This is a genomic window from Methylobacterium sp. WL9, assembly GCF_008040035.1.
Taxonomy (GTDB): Bacteria; Pseudomonadota; Alphaproteobacteria; order Rhizobiales; family Beijerinckiaceae; genus Methylobacterium; species Methylobacterium thuringiense.
This window is the reverse complement of record NZ_VRVE01000001.1, coordinates 100420-117361: the sequence shown is the minus strand read 5'-3', so window position 1 is coordinate 117361 and position 16942 is coordinate 100420. Positions and strand designations below refer to the sequence as shown.

Sequence of the window (16942 nt, the reverse complement as noted above, 5' to 3'; positions counted from 1 at the left end):
GACGGCGCTTCGCCGTCGCTTGGCGCGCTCGGGTCCCTTCGCCCTGGTGATCGAGGTGCCATCGGCCGATTGGGTCGAACCGGTCGCCAAGGCGTGCGCCGAGCTGGCGTCGTGGACGTCTTCGTTCGCACGATCCGGGTCCTCACGGACGGAGGACAGACCGGAACGCGGCAACGACAAGGTCGCCCAGACCCTCGCCCGCGGCGGCATGGCGCTCGGCGTGTCTCAGGCTCCCGAGCGCCTGCTTCCCGCGGCCCTCGTTGCCGTCGCCGACGCTCGTATCCGCATCGGCCAACCGTCGAATGCCGTCGTCGCCCGGGTCATCCGAAACGCCACCCGCGGGCGACTTGCCCCCATGCCGCCACGCATCGCGGCAGGCCTGACCTACTGGGAACTCTGTGCCGCGGTCAGGGGCTCTCCCCGCACCATCGTCGATCGCCTCGCCGCGCTCGGAAGGGCCAGGTCGGAGGCCGATCCGGCCGTCGCTGGCGCGCCGGCCTTCGGCGATCTCGTGGGCTACGGCGAAGCCCATGCCTGGGGACTTCGGTTCCTCGACGACCTGGAGGCTTGGAGGCGGGACGAGATCCCGTTCGACCGCATCGACCGCGCGGTCGTTTTTGGGTCGGAACCGGGACTTGGAAAGTCAAGCTATGTCCGCGCTTTGGCCAGGGCCGCCCGGCTGCCACTGTCGGTCAGTTCCGTCTCGACCTGGTTCACGCAATCGAACGGCTTCCTGGACGGCGTGCTGCGCCAGATCGACGGCGTGTTCGAGAACGCCGCTTCGAGATCGCCTTCGATTTTATTCCTAGATGAAATCGACAGTATACCAGATAGAAATACTCTAGATAGTCGCGCAAGAGAGTGGTGGAACACAGTAATAACTCACGTTCTCTTGACTATTGATCGAGTAATGTCTGATCCAACGATTAATCTCTGCATCGTCGGCGCCACGAACTTTGCGGATCGGCTCGACGCCGCTCTCGTCAGGCCAGGGCGGCTGAACCGCGTGATCTTCATCGGCTCGCCGTCTGCGGACGACCTGACCGTGATCGCACGACAGCATCTGGGCGACGACCTTGCCGGGAGCGACCTCGCCGTGTTCGGCGAGATCGCCTTCGGCGCCACCGGCGCCCAGGTCGCTGGTTGGGTCAAGGACGCGCGTACGGTGGCCCGCGCCGCCGGCCGCCCCGTCCTGCTCGACGACCTGCTCCGGGCCGCCGCTCCCCCGGACACCCGGCCCGAAAGCGTAAGATGGCGATGCGCGCTCCACGAGGCCGGTCACGCCGTCAGCGTCGAGATTCTCCGGACCGGGCACATCAAGCAAGTCGATATCGTCGCCCGCGCTTCGAACGGCGGCGCCACCGCCATCGTTCCGAACGACTTCTCGATGCCGCTGAAGGACGATATGGAGCGGCTGGTCGTGTCATTACTGTGCGGACGCGCCGCGGAATTGGTGTTCCTGCGCGAGGCCTGCGGCGGCTCCGGCGGCGCGAAAAACTCCGACCTCGCCCGTGCAACGGCGCTGGTCGCCGGCATCCACGGTTCCTTTGGCCTTGGAAGCGGCCTCGCCTACCTCGGCACCATGGACGAGGTCGCCAGGGGGTTGCGCAACGACGATGCCGCGCGAGTAGCGGTCGAGACCGACCTCGCCAGGCTTCAAGACGAGGCCGTCCAGCTGATCGAGCGTTACGCGGTTCCAGTGCGGACGGTCGCCGAGCGCCTGATCGCGCATCGGGTGGTCTCGGGCGACACGTTGAGAGCCATCCTCGCCAGATCGGATGCGGCCGGGGAGTGCCGCTCATGACGGAGCGCTTCGCATGCGCCGCGGATGGGCCCGACCGTACCGTCGTGGCCGCGCCGACGCGTCCCGCGCAGGGCGGCCTCCGGCTCTGGGTCATGTCCGACATGCGGATCGACCGCAGGCCCCTCGCCATGCCCGACCCACTCCCGGACTTCGACGCGTTCGTCGTCGCCGGCAACGTTTGTCCCGGCCTCGAAGCGTCGCTGCGCTGGCTCGCCGACACCCTCCATGGTCGCCAGGGCCGGCGTCCGGTGGTGCTGGTTCCCGGCAACGTCGAGTTCTGGGACGGACGACCAAAGGGCGAGAGCCTCCGGCGAGGCCGCATCCTCGCCGAGGATCTCGGCATCGCCTTGCTGTCGGACACCGCGCTCAGGGTGGAGGACAGAAATGGTTCGGGTGTCCACTTCGTCGGGAGCACGCTCTGGACCGACTGGGCGTTGCACGGTCGCAAGGCCGCGACCCTGGCGCGCGGATATGCGCGCCACTACCACCGCGACAACGGCAGGATCGCGGTGGCCGAGGGAGTGCCCTACCGGCCCCACGACGCCGCGGGCGCCCATGCTCGGTCGCGCGCCTTCATCGAGGACGTGCTGCTCTCGATCAAGGTAGCCGCGCAAGGCTTCGGCCTGTCGTCGACGGCCCTAGTGGAGGACGTACGGCCGGGCGATCGCGCCGTGGTCGTGACCCACCACGCGCCTAGCCGCGCCAGCCTGTGTTCGAGGTTGTCGTCCGATGCCTGCGAACCGTGGATCTCGGCATCATGCGCTTCGGACGTCGAGGACGCCATGAGGACGTGGGCCGCGCCCGCGGCCTGGATCCACGGGCACGTCCTGAGTCCTGCGGACCACGCGGTCGGGCGATGCCGCGTGGTCGCCAACCCGCGTCCGCGGACCACTGGCACCAATACCTTCGACCCCGCTTTCGTCGTGGAGGTTTAATCTTGGAAACGTCAGCCCAACGCACGTTGCCCTTCGCGACGCCCGCGCATTCGGTCAAGCCTTCCGACGAGCCCCGGCCGATGGCTGTGCGGCGCCCGGCTGGCTCCCCGTCGACCGAGCTGCCCCGACGACTCCTGGCGCTGGATATCGAGACCGTGCCGGATGACGTCATGCCGGCCGACTGGCCGCCGGACAAGTTCCCTAAAGCTCCTTGGCACCGGATCGTGGCAATCTCCTTCGTCGAAGCGGAGATCCGGCGGGACGAGGAAACCGGGCTTGAGGAATACCACCTGGCAGCGTGTCGCAGCGGCGGCGGCGAGGGCTGGGACGAGGGACGCCTGTTGAGGGCGTTTTGGAAGTTCTTCGACGAGGGGGACTTCCGCGTCGTCACCTGGAACGGAAGGAGCTTCGACATGCCGACGATCGTGGCGCGCTCGATGATGCATGGCATCTCGGCGGCGGCCTGGTACCGTCGCGGGACCAAGTGGGCGGGGTACGCCCATCGGTACGCGCCGGACTGGCATACCGACCTGATGGACGTGATGGCCGATTTCGGCGCGACCTCGCGGTTGACGCTTGAGGAGGCAGCGACCCTGCTCGGGCTGCCTGGCAAGCTGGGCGAGCATGGCAGCCGGGTAGCGGCGATGGTCGCGGATGGCCAGACGGGCCGGGTGCGCGACTATTGTGAGACCGACTGCCTGAACCTGGCGGTGCTGTACGTCCGCTTCGCGTTCCTGACCGGCAGGACCGGTCCGGAAGGGCATGACCGGTTCGTCGAGGAACTCATGGCCTACCTCGAACGCGAGCGATCCGGGCGCCCTCACCTCGGGCGTTTCCTCGACGGCTGGCGTGCCAACTTTGAGCGGCGTCCGCCACTCATCTCGAACGGGACCTGAGCCGATCTATCAAGTCCGCCGCGTCGAATTGGGAAGCGGATAACCCGGGACTTATTTGGGGCCCGTCTGGGACCTACTGGGACTTATTCGACGGCACCGCCGAACTAACGCCTTGCCCACCAACGGGTTTTTCGTCCCCGAAAAACCTGGTGGAGCTGAGCGGGATCGAACCGCTGACCTCCGCAGTGCGATTGCGGCGCTCTCCCATCTGAGCTACAGCCCCGTCGAGGCGCCGGCCTTGTAGGCTTGGGCGCCTCGCCCTGTCAATTGCCGCAAGAGCCCGTGGCCGCCCTCCGGCGCTGCCATTGCGGGTGTGCGGGCGCGCGGAACAGCAAGCCCCGGATGAACGCTCTTCTCTGGCTCTTCAACACTCTCATTCAGCTCTACATCTACATCCTGATCGCGAGCGCCGTGCTGAGCTGGCTCATCGCGTTCAACGTGGTGAACGTGCGCAGCCCGGTGGTCTCCCAGATCGGCGACTTCCTGTATCGGGTCACGGAGCCGGTCCTGCGCCCGATCCGCAACCTGTTGCCCAACCTCGGTGGCGTCGACGTCTCGCCGGTCATCCTCATCCTGCTGCTGCTCTTCGTGCAGAAGCTGGTGACCGACCTCGTCATCCAGGTGGCCTACTGAGAGTTTTTCGCCGGCACGCGCGCGAACGAACGTCTCCTTTTGGAGATATCGGCGTGGTCGGGCGTTGCCTGGGGACGCCGCGCCGCGACGCGTGCCAATCTTTGCGCCCTTTCCCGCGCCCCGCGCGGCCTACGCCATGTCCAGGACCACGAGACGCATGAAGACCAATCCCGGCCGCTTCTTCGAGGATTTCCGCCTCGGCGAGACCATCCGCCACGCGACGCCCCGCACCGTCACCACCGGCGACGTCGCGCTCTACACGGCGCTCTACGGCCCGCGTTTCGCGGTGCAGTCTTCGGACGCCTTCGCAAAGGCGATCGGCTATCCGGCGAGCCCGCTGGACGACCTGCTCACCTTCCACGTCGTCTTCGGCAAGACCGTGCCAGACATCTCGCTGAACGCGCTGGCCAATCTCGGCTATGCCGAGGGCGGCTTCCACAGGCCGGTCTATCCGGGCGAGACGCTCTCGACGGTCTCCGAGGTCATCGGCCTCAAGGAGAGCTCGAACAAGCAGACCGGCGTGGTCTACGTGCGTTCGACCGGCTCGGATTCCGCCGGCAAGACCGTGCTGAGCTATTGCCGCTGGGTGCTCGTGCGCAAACGCGATCCCGACGCGAAGATCGCCGAGGAGCGCGTGCCGGACCTCGCCAAGGTGGTCGACCCGGCCGACCTCGCCCATTCGCTGCCGCCGCTCTCGGCCGAGGCCTACGATCTCGACCTTGCCGGCAGCCCCTATCGCTTCTCGGATTACGTGGCGGGCGAGCGCATCGACCATGTCGACGGCATGACCGTCGAGGAGGCCGAGCACCAGATCGCCACGCGGCTGTTCCAGAACACCGCCAAGGTCCATTTCGACGCGCATGCGGTGAAGGAGACCCGGTTCGGCCGGCGGCTGATCTATGGTGGCCACGTCATCTCGCTCGCCCGCGCGCTGAGCTTCAACGGCCTCGCCAACGCCTTCGCGCTCGCCGGCATCAACGCTGGACGCCACGTGGCGCCGCTGTTTGCCGGCGATACCGTCTATGCCTGGAGCGAAGTGCTGGAGACGGCCGAGCTCCCGGGCCGCACGGATATCGGCGCGTTGCGCCTGCGCACCGTCGCCACCAAGAACCAGCCCTGCAGCAACTACCCCGACCGCCAGGGCGACGGCTACGACCCCGCCGTCATCCTCGACCTCGACTACTGGGCCTTCATGCCGCGCTGAGGCCCGGACCCGAAAAACCGCCGGTCTGTCGAAAGGCCGGCGGGTCAGAGACCGAGCGATCCGAGCACGGCGCGCCTGAGCGGGTTCGCCGGGTCGGAGAGCAGGCGTAAGGCCATCGTGCAGGCGATGACGACGAGGAGTGGGCGGATCAGGCGGGCGCCGAGTTTCACGGCCAGCGCCGATCCGGCCTGCGCGCCGATGACGGCCCCGAGCGCCATGGCGAGGCCGACTGGCCAGACCACGACGCCTTGCGCCGCGAACAGCGCGAGGCTGCCCAGGTTGCTCGCCGCGTTGGCCAGCTTGGTATGGGCCGTGGCGCGCACCACGCCGAGCCCGAGCAGCGTCACGAAGCCGATCATGTAGAACGAGCCGGCGCCCGGCCCGAACACGCCGTCGTAGAAGCCGATTGCGGGCGCCAGCGTCAGCGCGAACAGCCGCGGCGTGATCCGGGCCGTGGCATCTGCGTTGCCGAGGCGCCTCGCGGTCGCGAAGTAGAGCGCGATGCCGACGAGCAGCAGCGGTACCATCGTGTCGAGGGCGCTTTTCGGAAGCAGGCTCACGCAGAGCGCGCCGGCGACCGAGGCAGCGCCGGCCGCGAGTGCCGCCGGGATCGCCTCCGGCCAGCGGATCAGCCCGCGGCGGGCGAAGGCGATGCTGGCGGAGACGGAGCCGCCGCTGCCCTGGAGCTTGTTGGTGGCGATGGCGCTGACCGGATCGAGCCCGGCCAGCAGCAGGGCCGGCAAGGTCAGCAGGCCTCCGCCGCCGGCGATGGCATCGAAGCAGCCCGCGACGACGGCGATCCCGAACAGGCCGGCGAGCGTGCCGGTGTCGACGCCGCCGATCATGTGGAAAACCGGTCGGCTGTCTGGATTGCGCTCACGGGGATCGAGGCTCCGCGCCGGGTCGGCGCGCATGCTGTAGCTCGGGCCGTTCCGCCGGAGAACGTCGTCTCGCGCCGACGGCGACCCGCATTCTGCGCCGTCTCAGGATGCCTGCCGCAGATCCGCGAGCGGTAGCGCAGCCGGATGGCCGGCATCCGCGGCCAGACGGCTCGCGAACACATGCGGCTCCAGGGCCTTGCCGTACCGAAAGCCCTGGGCGAGCCGGCAGCCCATGTCACGCAAAGCCGCTTCCTGCTCGGCCGTCTCGATACCTTCCGCGATCACGTGCAGATCGAGGCCGCGCCCGATGTCGAGCATGCCCTTGACGATCGCCGCATCGAACGGGTCGGTCAGGAGATCGCGCACGAAGCTGCGGTCGATCTTGAGTTTCGTCAGCGGGAAGTTTTTGAGCGTCGAAAGCGAGGCGAAGCCGGTTCCGAAATCGTCGAAGGCGATGCCGACACCGCTCGCGTGGAGATTGCGCAGCGGCCGCAGCATGGTGTCGTCTGGCCGCAGGGCGGTGGTCTCCGTGACCTCGATCTCGATGTCGGCCGGGGCGAGGCCGTGGCGCTCCAGCGCCTCGGCGACGACCGCGTCGAGGGTGCCGGCACGCAGTTGGGCGCCGAAAAGGTTCACGGCGACGCGGGCGGCCGGAAGCCCGGAGGCGCGCCAGGCCGCCGTCTGCCGGCAGGCTTCGTCGATGGTCCACCAGCCGACGGAGAGGGCGAGGACGCTCGCCTCGATCGCCGGAAGGAACTCGCCCGGCAGCAGCAGCCCGCGCTCGGGATGGCGCCACCGGATCAGGGCTTCGGATCCGCAGATCCGGCCCGTCTCGATGTCGACCTGCGGTTGGTAGTGCAGCTCGAGTTCCCCCAGCTCCACGGCGATGCGCAGCCGGTCGAGCAGGTCGCGGCGGGCGGCCTCCGCGCTGCGCATCGCCGGCTCGAACAGCCGGAAGCAGCGGCCGCCGTCGCGGCGCGCCTGATGCAGGGCGAGGTCGGCGCTCGCCAGCACCTCCTCGGCTTCGCTGCCGTGGTTCGGCACGAGAGCTGCGCCGATGGCGACACCGACATGGAGCGGGTGGTCTCCGACCTGGATCGGCTCGGCGAAGGCCGAGACCAGCGCCTGCGCGCAGGCCTGCGCCGCGAGCGGATCGGCGCGCCCCGGCAACAGCACGGCGAGTTCGTCGCCCTGGATCCGCGCCAGAAGGGCGCCGGCATCGAGCCGGGCGGTGAGGCGGACGGAGAGGGCTTCGAGCAGGGCGTCGCCGATGGCGTAGCCGAGGCTGTCGTTGGCGCCGCGCAGGCCCTCGACGCCGAGCGCCAGCACCGTCGCCTCGCCGCCGCCGGCCTGGATGGCGCCGAGTTCCTCGACGACCCGGTTGCGGTTGGGCAGGCCGGAGCGCGGATCCTGGTGTGCGAGACGCAGCAGGCGGGCGTCGCGGTTGCGGCGCTCCGAGCTGTCGCGGATCACCGCGCCGATGGCGAGGCCCGCCTCGCTGCGCCAGCTCGACAGGGACAGCTCGATCGGCAGTTCGGTACCGTCGCGCTTCACCGCCGTGACTTCGACAGACTTGCCGGCGAGCCGCGGCGTTCCGCCGGCGACCATCGCGGCCATTCCGGCGGTGTGCGGGCCGTGGAACCGGGCCGGTACGATCACGCGCACGTTGAGCCCGAGCATGGCGCCCGGTTCGTAGCCGAGCATCCGCTCGCAGGCGGGGTTGGCCAGCCTGATCGTGCCCACGCCGTCGGAGATCAGCATGGCGAATTGGCTCGCACCCATGAAGCTGTGGGCGTGATCGCGGACCGCGCCGGCGCGCCCGGCTTCGAGACGCTCCGTCGCGATCCGGGCGAGACGCTTGAGGCGCGTGCGCGCCCGTCCGGGAAAGGCCGCGCGGGGAAGCCGGTCGGCCACGGAGAGCCAGCCGAGAATGTCGCCTTTCGGGCCGAGGAGCGGAACGCCCGCGTAGAACCGGATGCCGGCCTCTCCGGTCACGACCGCATGGGTGCGGCGGAGCGGATCAGCGAGGGCATCGTGCACGATCACGGCGCCGTCCGCTTCGATCCCGTGCGGGCAGGCGCCGCGAGCGTGGGCGAAATCGGTGAGGCCGGGCAGGCTCGCGCAGCCCCTCAGCCATTCCCGGTTGCCGCCGAGAAGCGAGATCGCGGCGATCGGCGTGTCGGCGATGTCGGCTGCGAATCCGAGCAGGCGGCCGAGACCGAACGTGTCGCGCGGCTCGCATGTGTCGGCCGAGGCCATGCCGAGGCAGCCCGCGGGCGCCGTGGCGACCGTGTCTCGGTCCGTCGGGCCGGCCGCACCGGTTGGCCTTATCGCGTCGTCGAGCATGCGTCGGGCGATCCTCGCCGTATCTCAGCGAAACCACCTTCCCCGCGACCTGCTTTCAAAGAGTTAAGGCCCGCCACCGAATGGACGCGGCACACAGGACGAAGTCGTCGGCACTATTGTCGTCCGCGACACCTGCCGGGACACGCTAGGCCCGACCGTTTTCGGTTCCCTTCCGAGATCGCGCGACGACGCGATCCCACCGAGACCGGCGGATCCAAGCAGGTTCTTCTTGAAGCCGCCGGGTATGTCCCTGCGCGTCAGTTGCGCACGACCACCTTGGTGCCGACCTTCACCCGGTCGTAGAGGTCGACGACGTCCTTGTTGGTCATGCGGATGCAGCCGGACGAGACGGCGGCGCCCATGGTCTCGGGCTCGTTCGAGCCGTGGATGCGATAGAGCGACGAGCCGAGATACATGGCGCGCGCGCCGAGCGGGTTGTCCTGGCCGCCGGCCATGTAGCGCGGCAGGTCGGGGCGCCGGGCCAGCATCTGCGACGGCGGGCGCCAGTCCGGCCATTCCTTCTTCATGGTGACGCTCTTCACGCCGGACCACGAAAAGCCCTGCCGGCCGACGCCGACGCCGTAGCGCACCGCCTCCCCGCCGGGCAGCACGTAGTAGAGCCGGCGCTCGCTCGTGGACACCACCACGGTCCCCGGCTTCTCCTTGCCGCGCCAGGCGACGGTGTCGCGCGGGATCGCCTGCGTCTTGAAGATGTTCATGAAGTCGGCGAGCGGCCCGCTGTCGAGCGGGTTGGCGCCGGCCTGGGGCGCGGAGCCCAAGCAGAGCATCGCGGCGATGGCGGCCGGTGCGATGGTGTGGCGGAAGGTCATGCCGAAACTGCTCCTCGTCGGTCCGGTGCGCGAAGCCGTCTGTCGGGGCCCTGCGCGAGCCTGTTCGGATTGGCAGTGGAGTTGGGGCGGAAGGGAGGCGCGTCTGTGCGCTTCGGGCAACAGCCTCGCGAAACCGACACGACGCGGGACGTCCCCGTTCTCCCGACGAAGGCAGGAACGTGCCGCCCGCGCACGCGCACCGCGGTAGTTTGGTTCCCTTCCAGAATGCACGAATGTACGGACACAATGTCGCGGTGGATTGCGCGGAGAGAGGAATCTCCCCAATGTCCATCCCCGTGACGGCTACGTACCTCTCCAGATGGACAGGCCGAGCTGCCGGTTGCGTGCTGGTTGCTCTCCTCTGCGTCCTGACGACGGCTCTGTTCGCGCTGGCCGACGCATCCGCGTCGAAGGCCGCGCCTTCGGGTTCTCTGCGGTCGCGGGTCGAGACCGCCTTCACGTCGGAAGGGGGCCGGGATCTCCCATCCACCTACGTGTCGGGTCGTGCCGTCGCCGATTCCGACAACCCCTTCGAGCATGGCCGGCTGCCCCTCGCTGATGCCGGCGTGCCGGCGCTGTGCCTCGCGTCGAGCAGGTCCGTGGTGACGGGGGATACGGGGCCTGTCGGGGCCGAAAGGCCGCTGCCGGAGCGTCCGCCCCGCCACTGACCGCGCCTGGACCTGCCCCCGGCACCAGCCCGCAGGTCCGCCGCCCGGATCGCATCGTCGCGGGATCGCCAAGATTTCCCGCTATCGAGCGATGCCGACGACACCGTGCAGGACCGGCACGGTCGCCGCATTCGTCGATGCGCTCCAACCGCGCGCCCGGCCGATTACCGGTCGGGCCCGACGAGACCACGGCTTCGAGACCCTTCGCGCCTCCCTCCGGGAGCGGACCCGGAGGTCCGGGCCAATCGGATCCGAGGAGGCCCCGGCGCCTCCGACTTGAGCGTATCGCAGGAGCGAACCCATCGTGACGTCGTCCCGCCCAAACCTCGGCCGAGCCGCACATGCCGGCCGGACCTGGACCGCCACGCTCGCCGCCAGCCTGATCCTCGTCGCGGTCTCCGCCTGCAACGAACAGAAGGCTGCCGCCCCCGTGCCGCTTCCGCCGCCGGAGGTCAGCGTGGTGAAGGTCAAGTCGCAGCCAATTCCCTACGTGCGCGACCTGCCCGGCCGCGTGGCCCCGATGCGGATCGCCGAGGTGCGCTCGCGCGTCTCCGGCCTCGTCACCAAGCGCCTGTTCGAGCAGGGCAGCGCGGTCCACGAGGGGGACATCCTCTACAAGATCGACCCGGCACCCTATCAGGTCGACCTCGCCAGCGCCGAGGCCACGCTGGCCAAGACCGAGGCGGCCCTGGTGCTCGCCTCGCAGCAGGCCGAACGGCTCGAGACGCTGCTCGCGCGCAACACCGCGAGCCAGGCCCAGTACGACACCGCCTATGCCGGTAAGAAGCAGGCCGAGGCCGAGGTCGCCGGGGCCAAGGCGACGCGCGACCGCGCGAAACTCAACCTGTCCTGGACCGACGTGCGTGCGCCGATCTCCGGCCGCATCGGCCGGGCGCTGCTCACCGAGGGCACGCTGATCGAATCCGGCACCACGGGGGTGCTGGCCACGATCCAGCAGCTCGACCCGATCTACGTCGACATCACCCAGTCGGTCGGCGAGCTGAACAAGCTCCGCCGCGACTTCGCCAGCGGCGAGCTCGACCGGCTGTCGCACGACGCGGCCAACGTCCACCTGATCATGGATGACGGCGCCCTCTATGGCTCGGCCGGCCGCCTGCTGTTCTCGGACGTCACCGCCGACCCGAGCACCGGTCAGGTCACGCTCCGCGTCCTGATCCCGAACCCGCACGACGAGCTTTTTCCCGGTATGTATGTCCGCGCCCGGATCAAGCAGGGCATCGACGTCGACGCCATCGCCGTGCCGCAGCAATCGATCCAGCGCACCAACGACGGCAAGTCCGAGGTCTGGATCGTGAAGGCCGACGGCCGCGTGATGTTGCAGCCCGTGGAGGTCGGGCCGGTGGTCGACGGCAACTGGGTGATCCGCGACGGGCTCGAACCCGGTCAGACCGTCGTCGTCGAAGGCTTCCAGAAGATCGTCGCCGGCATGGAGGTGACGACCCACGGCTGGAAGACCGAGGAGCCGGCCGGCGACAAGCCGCACGATGCCGACGCCTCCGACAAGGACTCGGCCGGGGCCGACGTGCCGGCCCAGCCCGTCGCTCAGGCTCGCTGAGGTTAGGCGAACAGCATGGCTCGCTTCTTCATCGACCGGCCGGTCTTCGCCTGGGTCGTCGCCCTGTTCATCATGCTGGGCGGCGCGCTCGCGATCCCGATGCTGCCGATCGCGCAGTATCCGGTGATCGCGCCGCCGGCGATCGCGCTCTCGACCCAGTATCCCGGGGCGTCCGTCGAAAATCTCTACACCGGCACGACGCGCCTGATCGAGGACGAGCTGAACGGCGCGGCCAACATCCTCAGCTTCGAATCCGCCTCCGACGGCTTCGGCGTCGTCGAGATCACCGCGAGCTTCAAGCCCGGCACAGATTCCGGCTATGCCGGCGTCGAGGTGCAGAACCGCCTGAAGCGCGTGGAAGCGCGTCTGCCCGCGGAAGTGCGCCAGCAGGGCATCCTGGTGGAGGAGGCCTCCGCCGCCACCCTCAACATCATCACGCTGATCTCCACCGACGGAAAGACCGACGAGGTCGGCCTCGGCGACTTCCTGATCCGCAACGTCATCAACGAGATCCGCCGTATCCCCGGCGTCGGGCGCGCGACGCTCTATTCGACAGAGCGTTCGCTCCGCATCTGGATCGATCCGGACAAGCTGCGCGGCCTCTCGCTCAATGCCGCCGACGTCACCAAGGCGATCGGGAAGCAGAACGTCCAGATCGCCTCGGGCGCCGTCGGCGCTCAGCCGAGCCCGGAGACGCACGCGGTCAACTACCCCATCATCGTCAAGGGCCAGATGACGGAGCCGGACGCCTTCGGCGCCATCGTGCTCAGGGCCAACCCGGACGGCTCGAACGTACGCCTGCGCGACGTCTCGCGGATCGAGCTCGGCGGCGACGACTACAAGTTCACCACGCGCCTCAACGGCGGCCCGGCCGCCGGCATCTCGGTGACGCTGGCGCCGGACGGCAACGCCATGGAGACCGCCAAGGCGATCCGCTCCAAGATGGTGGAGCTGTCCCAGTTCTTCCCCGACACGGTGAAGTGGGACATCCCCTACGACATCACGCCCGCGGTCGAAGCGTCCATCGAAAAGGTGCTGCACACGCTGGTCGAAGCCGTGGTGCTCGTCTTCATCGTGATGTTCCTGTTCCTGCAGAACATCCGCTACACGCTGATCCCGACCATCGTCGTGCCGATCGCGCTGCTGGGCACCTGCACGGTGATGCTGCTCGCCGGCTTCTCGCTCAACGTGCTGACCATGTTCGGCATGGTGCTCGCCATCGGCATCCTCGTCGACGACGCCATCGTCGTCGTCGAGAACGTCGAGCGCATCATGAACGAGGAGGGTCTTCCGCCGAAGGAGGCCACCAAGAAGGCCATGGAGCAGATCACCGGCGCCATCATCGGCATCACGCTGGTGTTGATCGCGGTGTTCATCCCGATGGCGTTCTTCCCCGGGTCGGTGGGCATCATCTACCGGCAGTTCTCGATCGCGATGGTGACCTCGATCGCCTTCTCGGCGCTCCTCGCCCTCTCGCTGACGCCGGCCCTCTGCGCCACGCTGCTCAAGCCCATCGAGAAGGGCCACGGCCACGCCAAGGGCGGGTTCTTCGGATGGTTCAACCGCGTCGTCGACCGCGAGACCGCCCGCTATGCCGGCGGTGTCGGCTGGTTCATCAAGAAGGCCGGGCGGGTCATGGTGATCTACCTCGCCCTCGTCGCGGGCGTCGCCTTCGCCTTCATGCGCATGCCCGAAGGCTTCTTGCCGCTGGAGGACCAGGGCTTCTTCACCGTCGACATCCAGACCCCGCCGGGCTCGTCCTACAACCGCACCATCACGGCGGTGAAGAAGGTCGAGGACCACCTGCTCGCCCAGCCCGGCGTCGCCACGGTGACGATGATCAACGGCTTCTCGTTCTCCGGCCAGGGCCAGATGACGAGCCAGGCCTTCGTCACACTCAAGGACTGGTCGGAGCGCGACGCCAGCCAGTCCGCCGCCGCCCTGGTGCGCGGCACCAACGATGCGATGGCGGGCTATCGCGACGCGGTCTTCGACGCGCAGGAGCCGCCGCCGATCGACAACCTCGGCAACGCCGCTGGCTTCTCGTTCCGACTGCAGGACCGTGCCCAGAAGGGCTATTCGGCGCTTCTCGCGGCGCAGGAGCAGCTGCTCTCGCTCGCCAAGAAGAGCCCCGTCCTCGTCAAGATGAAGATCGAAGGCCTGCCGCCGGCACCCCAGGCCGAACTCGTGATCGACCGCGAAAAGGCCGCCGCCCTCGGCGTTGCGTTCGAGGACATCAACGAGACGATCCAGGTCAATCTCGGCTCGGTCTACGTCAACGACTTCCCCAACCGGGGCAAGATGCAGCGCGTGATCGTGCAGTCGGACGACCTGCAGCGGCTCGGCGCATCGGACCTGCTGAACTACGCCGTGAAGAACGCGCAGGGCACTATGGTGCCGATGTCGTCCTTCGCCGACCTGAAATGGAGCGTCGGCCCGGCCCAGATCGTCGGCTTCAACGGCTACCAGTCGGTGCGCTTCACCGGCGAGCCCGCCCCCGGCTACACCTCCGGCGACACCATCAGGGAGATGGAGCGGCTGATGACCTACCTGCCGAAGGGGTTCGGCTACGCCTGGACCGGACAGTCTCTGCAGGAGAAGGAAGCCGGCAGCCAAGCGAGCCTGCTCCTCGCCCTCTCGGTGCTGATCGTCTTCCTCTGCCTCGCGGCGCTCTACGAGAGCTGGGCGATTCCTCTCTCTGTGCTCTTGGTGATCCCCCTCGGCGTCATCGGCTCGGTGGCCGCGGTCTACCTGCGCGGCATGCCGAACGACGTGTATTTCAAGATCGGCCTCATCACGATCATCGGCCTCTCGGCCAAGAACGCGATCCTGATCGTGGAATTCGCAAAAGACCTCTGGAAGCCCGGCACCTCGATCGTCGAGGCGACGATCACCGCCGCGCGCCTGCGCTTCCGCCCGATCGTGATGACCTCGCTGGCCTTCATCTTCGGCGTGGTGCCGCTCGCCATCGCCACCGGCGCCGCCTCGAAGAGCCAGCAGGCCATCGGCACCGGCGTGATGGGCGGCATGATCTCGGCCACCGTGCTCGCGGTGTTCTTCGTGCCGGTGTTTTTCGTGGTGGTGATGCGGTTGTTCAAGCGGCGGGAGGTGGAGGCCGGGGAGCTAGCTACCACGGAGCCGGGGGCCACGCGTGGGATGGCGCCGCATTCGGTGCCTGCGGAGTAAGGCTGGGATCGGCGTCGGCCGTGCTTCGGGGCCCGCGACAGCGGGCCTCGAAGCGTCGTCCAGAGGGCTCAACCGCTCCTGGGACGCACAACCCGCCGCGCGCCGTACCCGACCAGCGCCCAGAGAAACGCACCCACCGTCCGCACCGGAAAGAACGTCGGTAGGTCGGACGCGACCGGGGCCGGCCACGGGATGCCGATGGCGGTGATCATCCACGACGCGAGCACGGAAACCGCGAGCCCGGCGATAGCCGCCAGAAACAGCTTGCCGAACTGGTTCGCGCTCCAGCCGAGCAAGACAGAAACCAGGATCAGCACCGGGTCGAACGCCGCCATGATCCAGACGGCGAACGGGTAGACCGGAACGGAGAGATGCTCGGCGGGGGTCACGCCCACCAGGCCTTGGGCAGGCGCGTGCGCCCGGCCGCGTCTTCGATCACCTGAGAGGCCGCGAACAGCGTTTCCTCGTCGAACGGGCGCCCGATCAGCTGGAGGCCGAGGGGCAGGCCCTGGGCGTCGAGGCCAGCCGGCACCGAGATGCCGGGGAGCCCGGCCATGTTCACCGTCACCGTGAACACGTCGTTGAGATACATCTCGACCGGGTCGGCCGAGGTGGTTTCGCCGATGCCGAAGGCGGCGGAGGGGGTTGCGGGCGTCAGGATCGCGTCGATTCCGGCGGCATAGGCCTGCTCGAAGTCGCGCTTGATCAGCGTGCGGATCTTCTGGGCGCGCACATAGTAGGCGTCGTAATAGCCGGCCGAGAGCACGTAGGTGCCGATCATGATGCGGCGGCGCACCTCCGGGCCGAAGCCGGCGGCGCGGGTGTTCTCGTACATCCCGGCGATGTCCTTGCCGGGCACGCGCAGGCCGTAGCGCACGCCGTCGTAGCGGGCGAGGTTCGAGGAGGCCTCGGCCGGGGCGACGATGTAATAGGCCGGCAGCGCGTATTGCGTGTGCGGCAGCGAGATTTCCTTGATGGTCGCGCCGGCGGCCCGAAGCCATTCCGCGCCCTGGTCCCACAACTTCTGGATCTCGGGCGACATGCCGTCGACCCGGTATTCCTTCGGTATGCCGATGGTCAGGCCCTTCACGCCGCGCGAGACCGCCGCCTCGAAATCCGGCACCGGCACGTCCACCGAGGTGGTGTCGCGCGGATCGTGGCCGGCCATGGAGCCGAGCAGGATCGCGCAGTCGCGGGTGGTGCGGGCGATCGGACCGGCCTGGTCGAGGGACGAGGCATAGGCGACGATGCCCCAGCGCGAGCAGCGCCCGTATGTCGGCTTGATGCCGACGGTGCCGGTGAAGGCGGCCGGCTGGCGGATCGAGCCGCCGGTGTCGGTGGCGGTGGCGCCGAGGCAGAGATGCGCGGCGACGGCGGCCGACGAACCGCCCGAGGAGCCGCCGGGCACGAGCGCCGCGTCGGAGCCGTTGCGGCGCCAAGGCGAGATCACGTTGCCGTAGGCGCTGGTCTCGTTCGACGAGCCCATGGCGAACTCGTCGAGGTTGAGCTTGCCCAACATCACCGCGCCGTCGCGCCAGAGCTGGGTCGAGACGTTCGACTCGTAATGCGGCTCGAAGCCTTCGAGGATCTTGGAGCCAGCCGTCGTGTGGACGCCCTGGGTGCAGAACAGATCCTTGATGCCGAGCGGCAGGCCTTCCAGCGGCCGCGCCTCGCCCTTGGCGATCTTCGCGTCGCTGACCTCGGCCATCTTGAGCGCGCGGTCCGGCGTCTCGACGAGATAGGCGTTGAGCACCCGCGCCTTTTCCAGCGCATCGATATGCGCCTGCGCGATCTCGCGCGCCGAGAATGTCTTTGAGACGAGCCCGTCGCGGGCTTCGGCCAGGGTGAGTTCGTTGAGTGCCGTCATGCGACTTCCGAATGGTCGCCTCGTGGGCGAGACGGGCGCTCTCCTCCCCCTTGTGGGGAGGAGGAAGGAGGTGGGGGTGGTGCCGCTCGTCTGCGCGGCATCAGGCGGAACCACCC

13 protein-coding genes and 1 tRNA gene are annotated in these 16942 nt (G+C 68.6%); 8 read left to right on the top strand and 6 right to left on the bottom strand.

The window, feature by feature from the left end:
* The first annotated feature begins 208 nt into the window (after nt 1-208).
* From FV217_RS00490 to FV217_RS00480, 3 genes are read left to right on the top strand one after another with little or no spacing between them, the layout of a single operon-like run.
* Entirely contained in the window at nt 209-1804 is a 1596-nt protein-coding gene (locus FV217_RS00490; RefSeq protein WP_246682694.1) for an AAA family ATPase, read from the top strand.
* A complete protein-coding gene (locus tag FV217_RS00485; RefSeq protein WP_147813187.1) occupies nt 1801-2739 on the top strand; it encodes a metallophosphoesterase in 939 nt (312 codons plus the stop codon). The genes FV217_RS00490 and FV217_RS00485 overlap by 4 nt, the downstream gene beginning before the upstream one ends.
* Before the next feature lie 26 nt (nt 2740-2765).
* The gene (locus FV217_RS00480; protein ID WP_246682693.1) at nt 2766-3635 is read left to right on the top strand and encodes a 3'-5' exonuclease; all 870 of its coding nucleotides are present in this window, start codon (nt 2766-2768) and stop codon (nt 3633-3635) included.
* A 147-nt stretch (nt 3636-3782) separates the two neighbouring features.
* Here the strand turns inward: FV217_RS00480 and FV217_RS00475 are convergent.
* Nucleotides 3783-3858 (bottom strand) — tRNA-Ala (locus FV217_RS00475).
* Between the two features lie 119 nt (nt 3859-3977).
* Between FV217_RS00475 and FV217_RS00470 the strand changes: the two genes are divergently transcribed.
* Both FV217_RS00470 and FV217_RS00465 read left to right on the top strand, forming a co-directional pair.
* Complete coding sequence (locus FV217_RS00470; protein WP_147076177.1) at nt 3978-4268, top strand: YggT family protein; 291 nt, start codon at nt 3978-3980, stop codon at nt 4266-4268.
* 157 nt (nt 4269-4425) lie between these two features.
* On the top strand, nt 4426-5472 hold the full coding sequence (locus tag FV217_RS00465) for a MaoC family dehydratase (protein WP_147813185.1): 1047 nt from the start codon (nt 4426-4428) through the stop codon (nt 5470-5472).
* A 44-nt stretch (nt 5473-5516) separates the two neighbouring features.
* On the opposite strand, the gene FV217_RS00460 is transcribed toward FV217_RS00465, so the two are convergent.
* The 3 genes from FV217_RS00460 to FV217_RS00450 form a co-directional block, all read right to left on the bottom strand.
* Complete coding sequence (locus tag FV217_RS00460; RefSeq protein WP_147813414.1) at nt 5517-6317, bottom strand: TSUP family transporter; 801 nt, start codon at nt 6315-6317, stop codon at nt 5517-5519.
* 138 nt (nt 6318-6455) lie between these two features.
* Nucleotides 6456-8699: an EAL domain-containing protein gene (locus FV217_RS00455; protein ID WP_147813183.1), complete on the bottom strand. Its 2244-nt coding sequence runs from the start codon at nt 8697-8699 to the stop codon at nt 6456-6458.
* Nucleotides 8700-8956: 257 nt separating this feature from the next.
* Entirely contained in the window at nt 8957-9487 is a 531-nt protein-coding gene (locus tag FV217_RS00450) for a L,D-transpeptidase (protein ID WP_238231143.1), read from the bottom strand.
* Nucleotides 9488-9873: 386 nt separating this feature from the next.
* Between FV217_RS00450 and FV217_RS00445 the strand changes: the two genes are divergently transcribed.
* The 3 genes from FV217_RS00445 to FV217_RS00435 all read left to right on the top strand — a co-directional run bounded on the left by FV217_RS00445 (nt 9874) and on the right by FV217_RS00435 (nt 14959).
* Complete coding sequence (locus FV217_RS00445) at nt 9874-10197, top strand: hypothetical protein (RefSeq protein WP_147813179.1); 324 nt, start codon at nt 9874-9876, stop codon at nt 10195-10197.
* 379 nt (nt 10198-10576) lie between these two features.
* Entirely contained in the window at nt 10577-11773 is a 1197-nt protein-coding gene (locus tag FV217_RS00440) for an efflux RND transporter periplasmic adaptor subunit (protein ID WP_238231145.1), read from the top strand.
* 15 nt (nt 11774-11788) lie between these two features.
* Entirely contained in the window at nt 11789-14959 is a 3171-nt protein-coding gene (locus FV217_RS00435) for a multidrug efflux RND transporter permease subunit (RefSeq protein ID WP_238231104.1), read from the top strand.
* Nucleotides 14960-15027: 68 nt separating this feature from the next.
* On the opposite strand, the gene FV217_RS00430 is transcribed toward FV217_RS00435, so the two are convergent.
* A complete protein-coding gene (locus FV217_RS00430) occupies nt 15028-15294 on the bottom strand; it encodes a hypothetical protein (RefSeq protein WP_147813412.1) in 267 nt (88 codons plus the stop codon).
* A gap of 50 nt (nt 15295-15344) precedes the next feature.
* Entirely contained in the window at nt 15345-16826 is a 1482-nt protein-coding gene (gene gatA / locus FV217_RS00425) for an Asp-tRNA(Asn)/Glu-tRNA(Gln) amidotransferase subunit GatA (RefSeq protein ID WP_147813175.1), read from the bottom strand.
* Between the last annotated feature and the right edge of the window lie 116 nt (nt 16827-16942).

Coding starts and splice junctions, on each gene's coding strand:
- FV217_RS00460 (WP_147813414.1), bottom strand. CDS start 6,317: ATGATCGGCGGCGTCGACACCGGCACGCTCGCCGGCCTGTTCGGGATC.
- FV217_RS00455 (WP_147813183.1), bottom strand. CDS start 8,699: ATGCTCGACGACGCGATAAGGCCAACCGGTGCGGCCGGCCCGACGGAC.
- FV217_RS00485 (WP_147813187.1), top strand. CDS start 1,801: ATGACGGAGCGCTTCGCATGCGCCGCGGATGGGCCCGACCGTACCGTC.
- FV217_RS00490 (WP_246682694.1), top strand. CDS start 209: ATGGCGCTCGGCGTGTCTCAGGCTCCCGAGCGCCTGCTTCCCGCGGCC.
- FV217_RS00435 (WP_238231104.1), top strand. CDS start 11,789: ATGGCTCGCTTCTTCATCGACCGGCCGGTCTTCGCCTGGGTCGTCGCC.
- FV217_RS00465 (WP_147813185.1), top strand. CDS start 4,426: ATGAAGACCAATCCCGGCCGCTTCTTCGAGGATTTCCGCCTCGGCGAG.
- FV217_RS00430 (WP_147813412.1), bottom strand. CDS start 15,294: ATGGCGGCGTTCGACCCGGTGCTGATCCTGGTTTCTGTCTTGCTCGGC.
- gatA (WP_147813175.1), bottom strand. CDS start 16,826: ATGACGGCACTCAACGAACTCACCCTGGCCGAAGCCCGCGACGGGCTC.
- FV217_RS00470 (WP_147076177.1), top strand. CDS start 3,978: ATGAACGCTCTTCTCTGGCTCTTCAACACTCTCATTCAGCTCTACATC.
- FV217_RS00450 (WP_238231143.1), bottom strand. CDS start 9,487: ATGCTCTGCTTGGGCTCCGCGCCCCAGGCCGGCGCCAACCCGCTCGAC.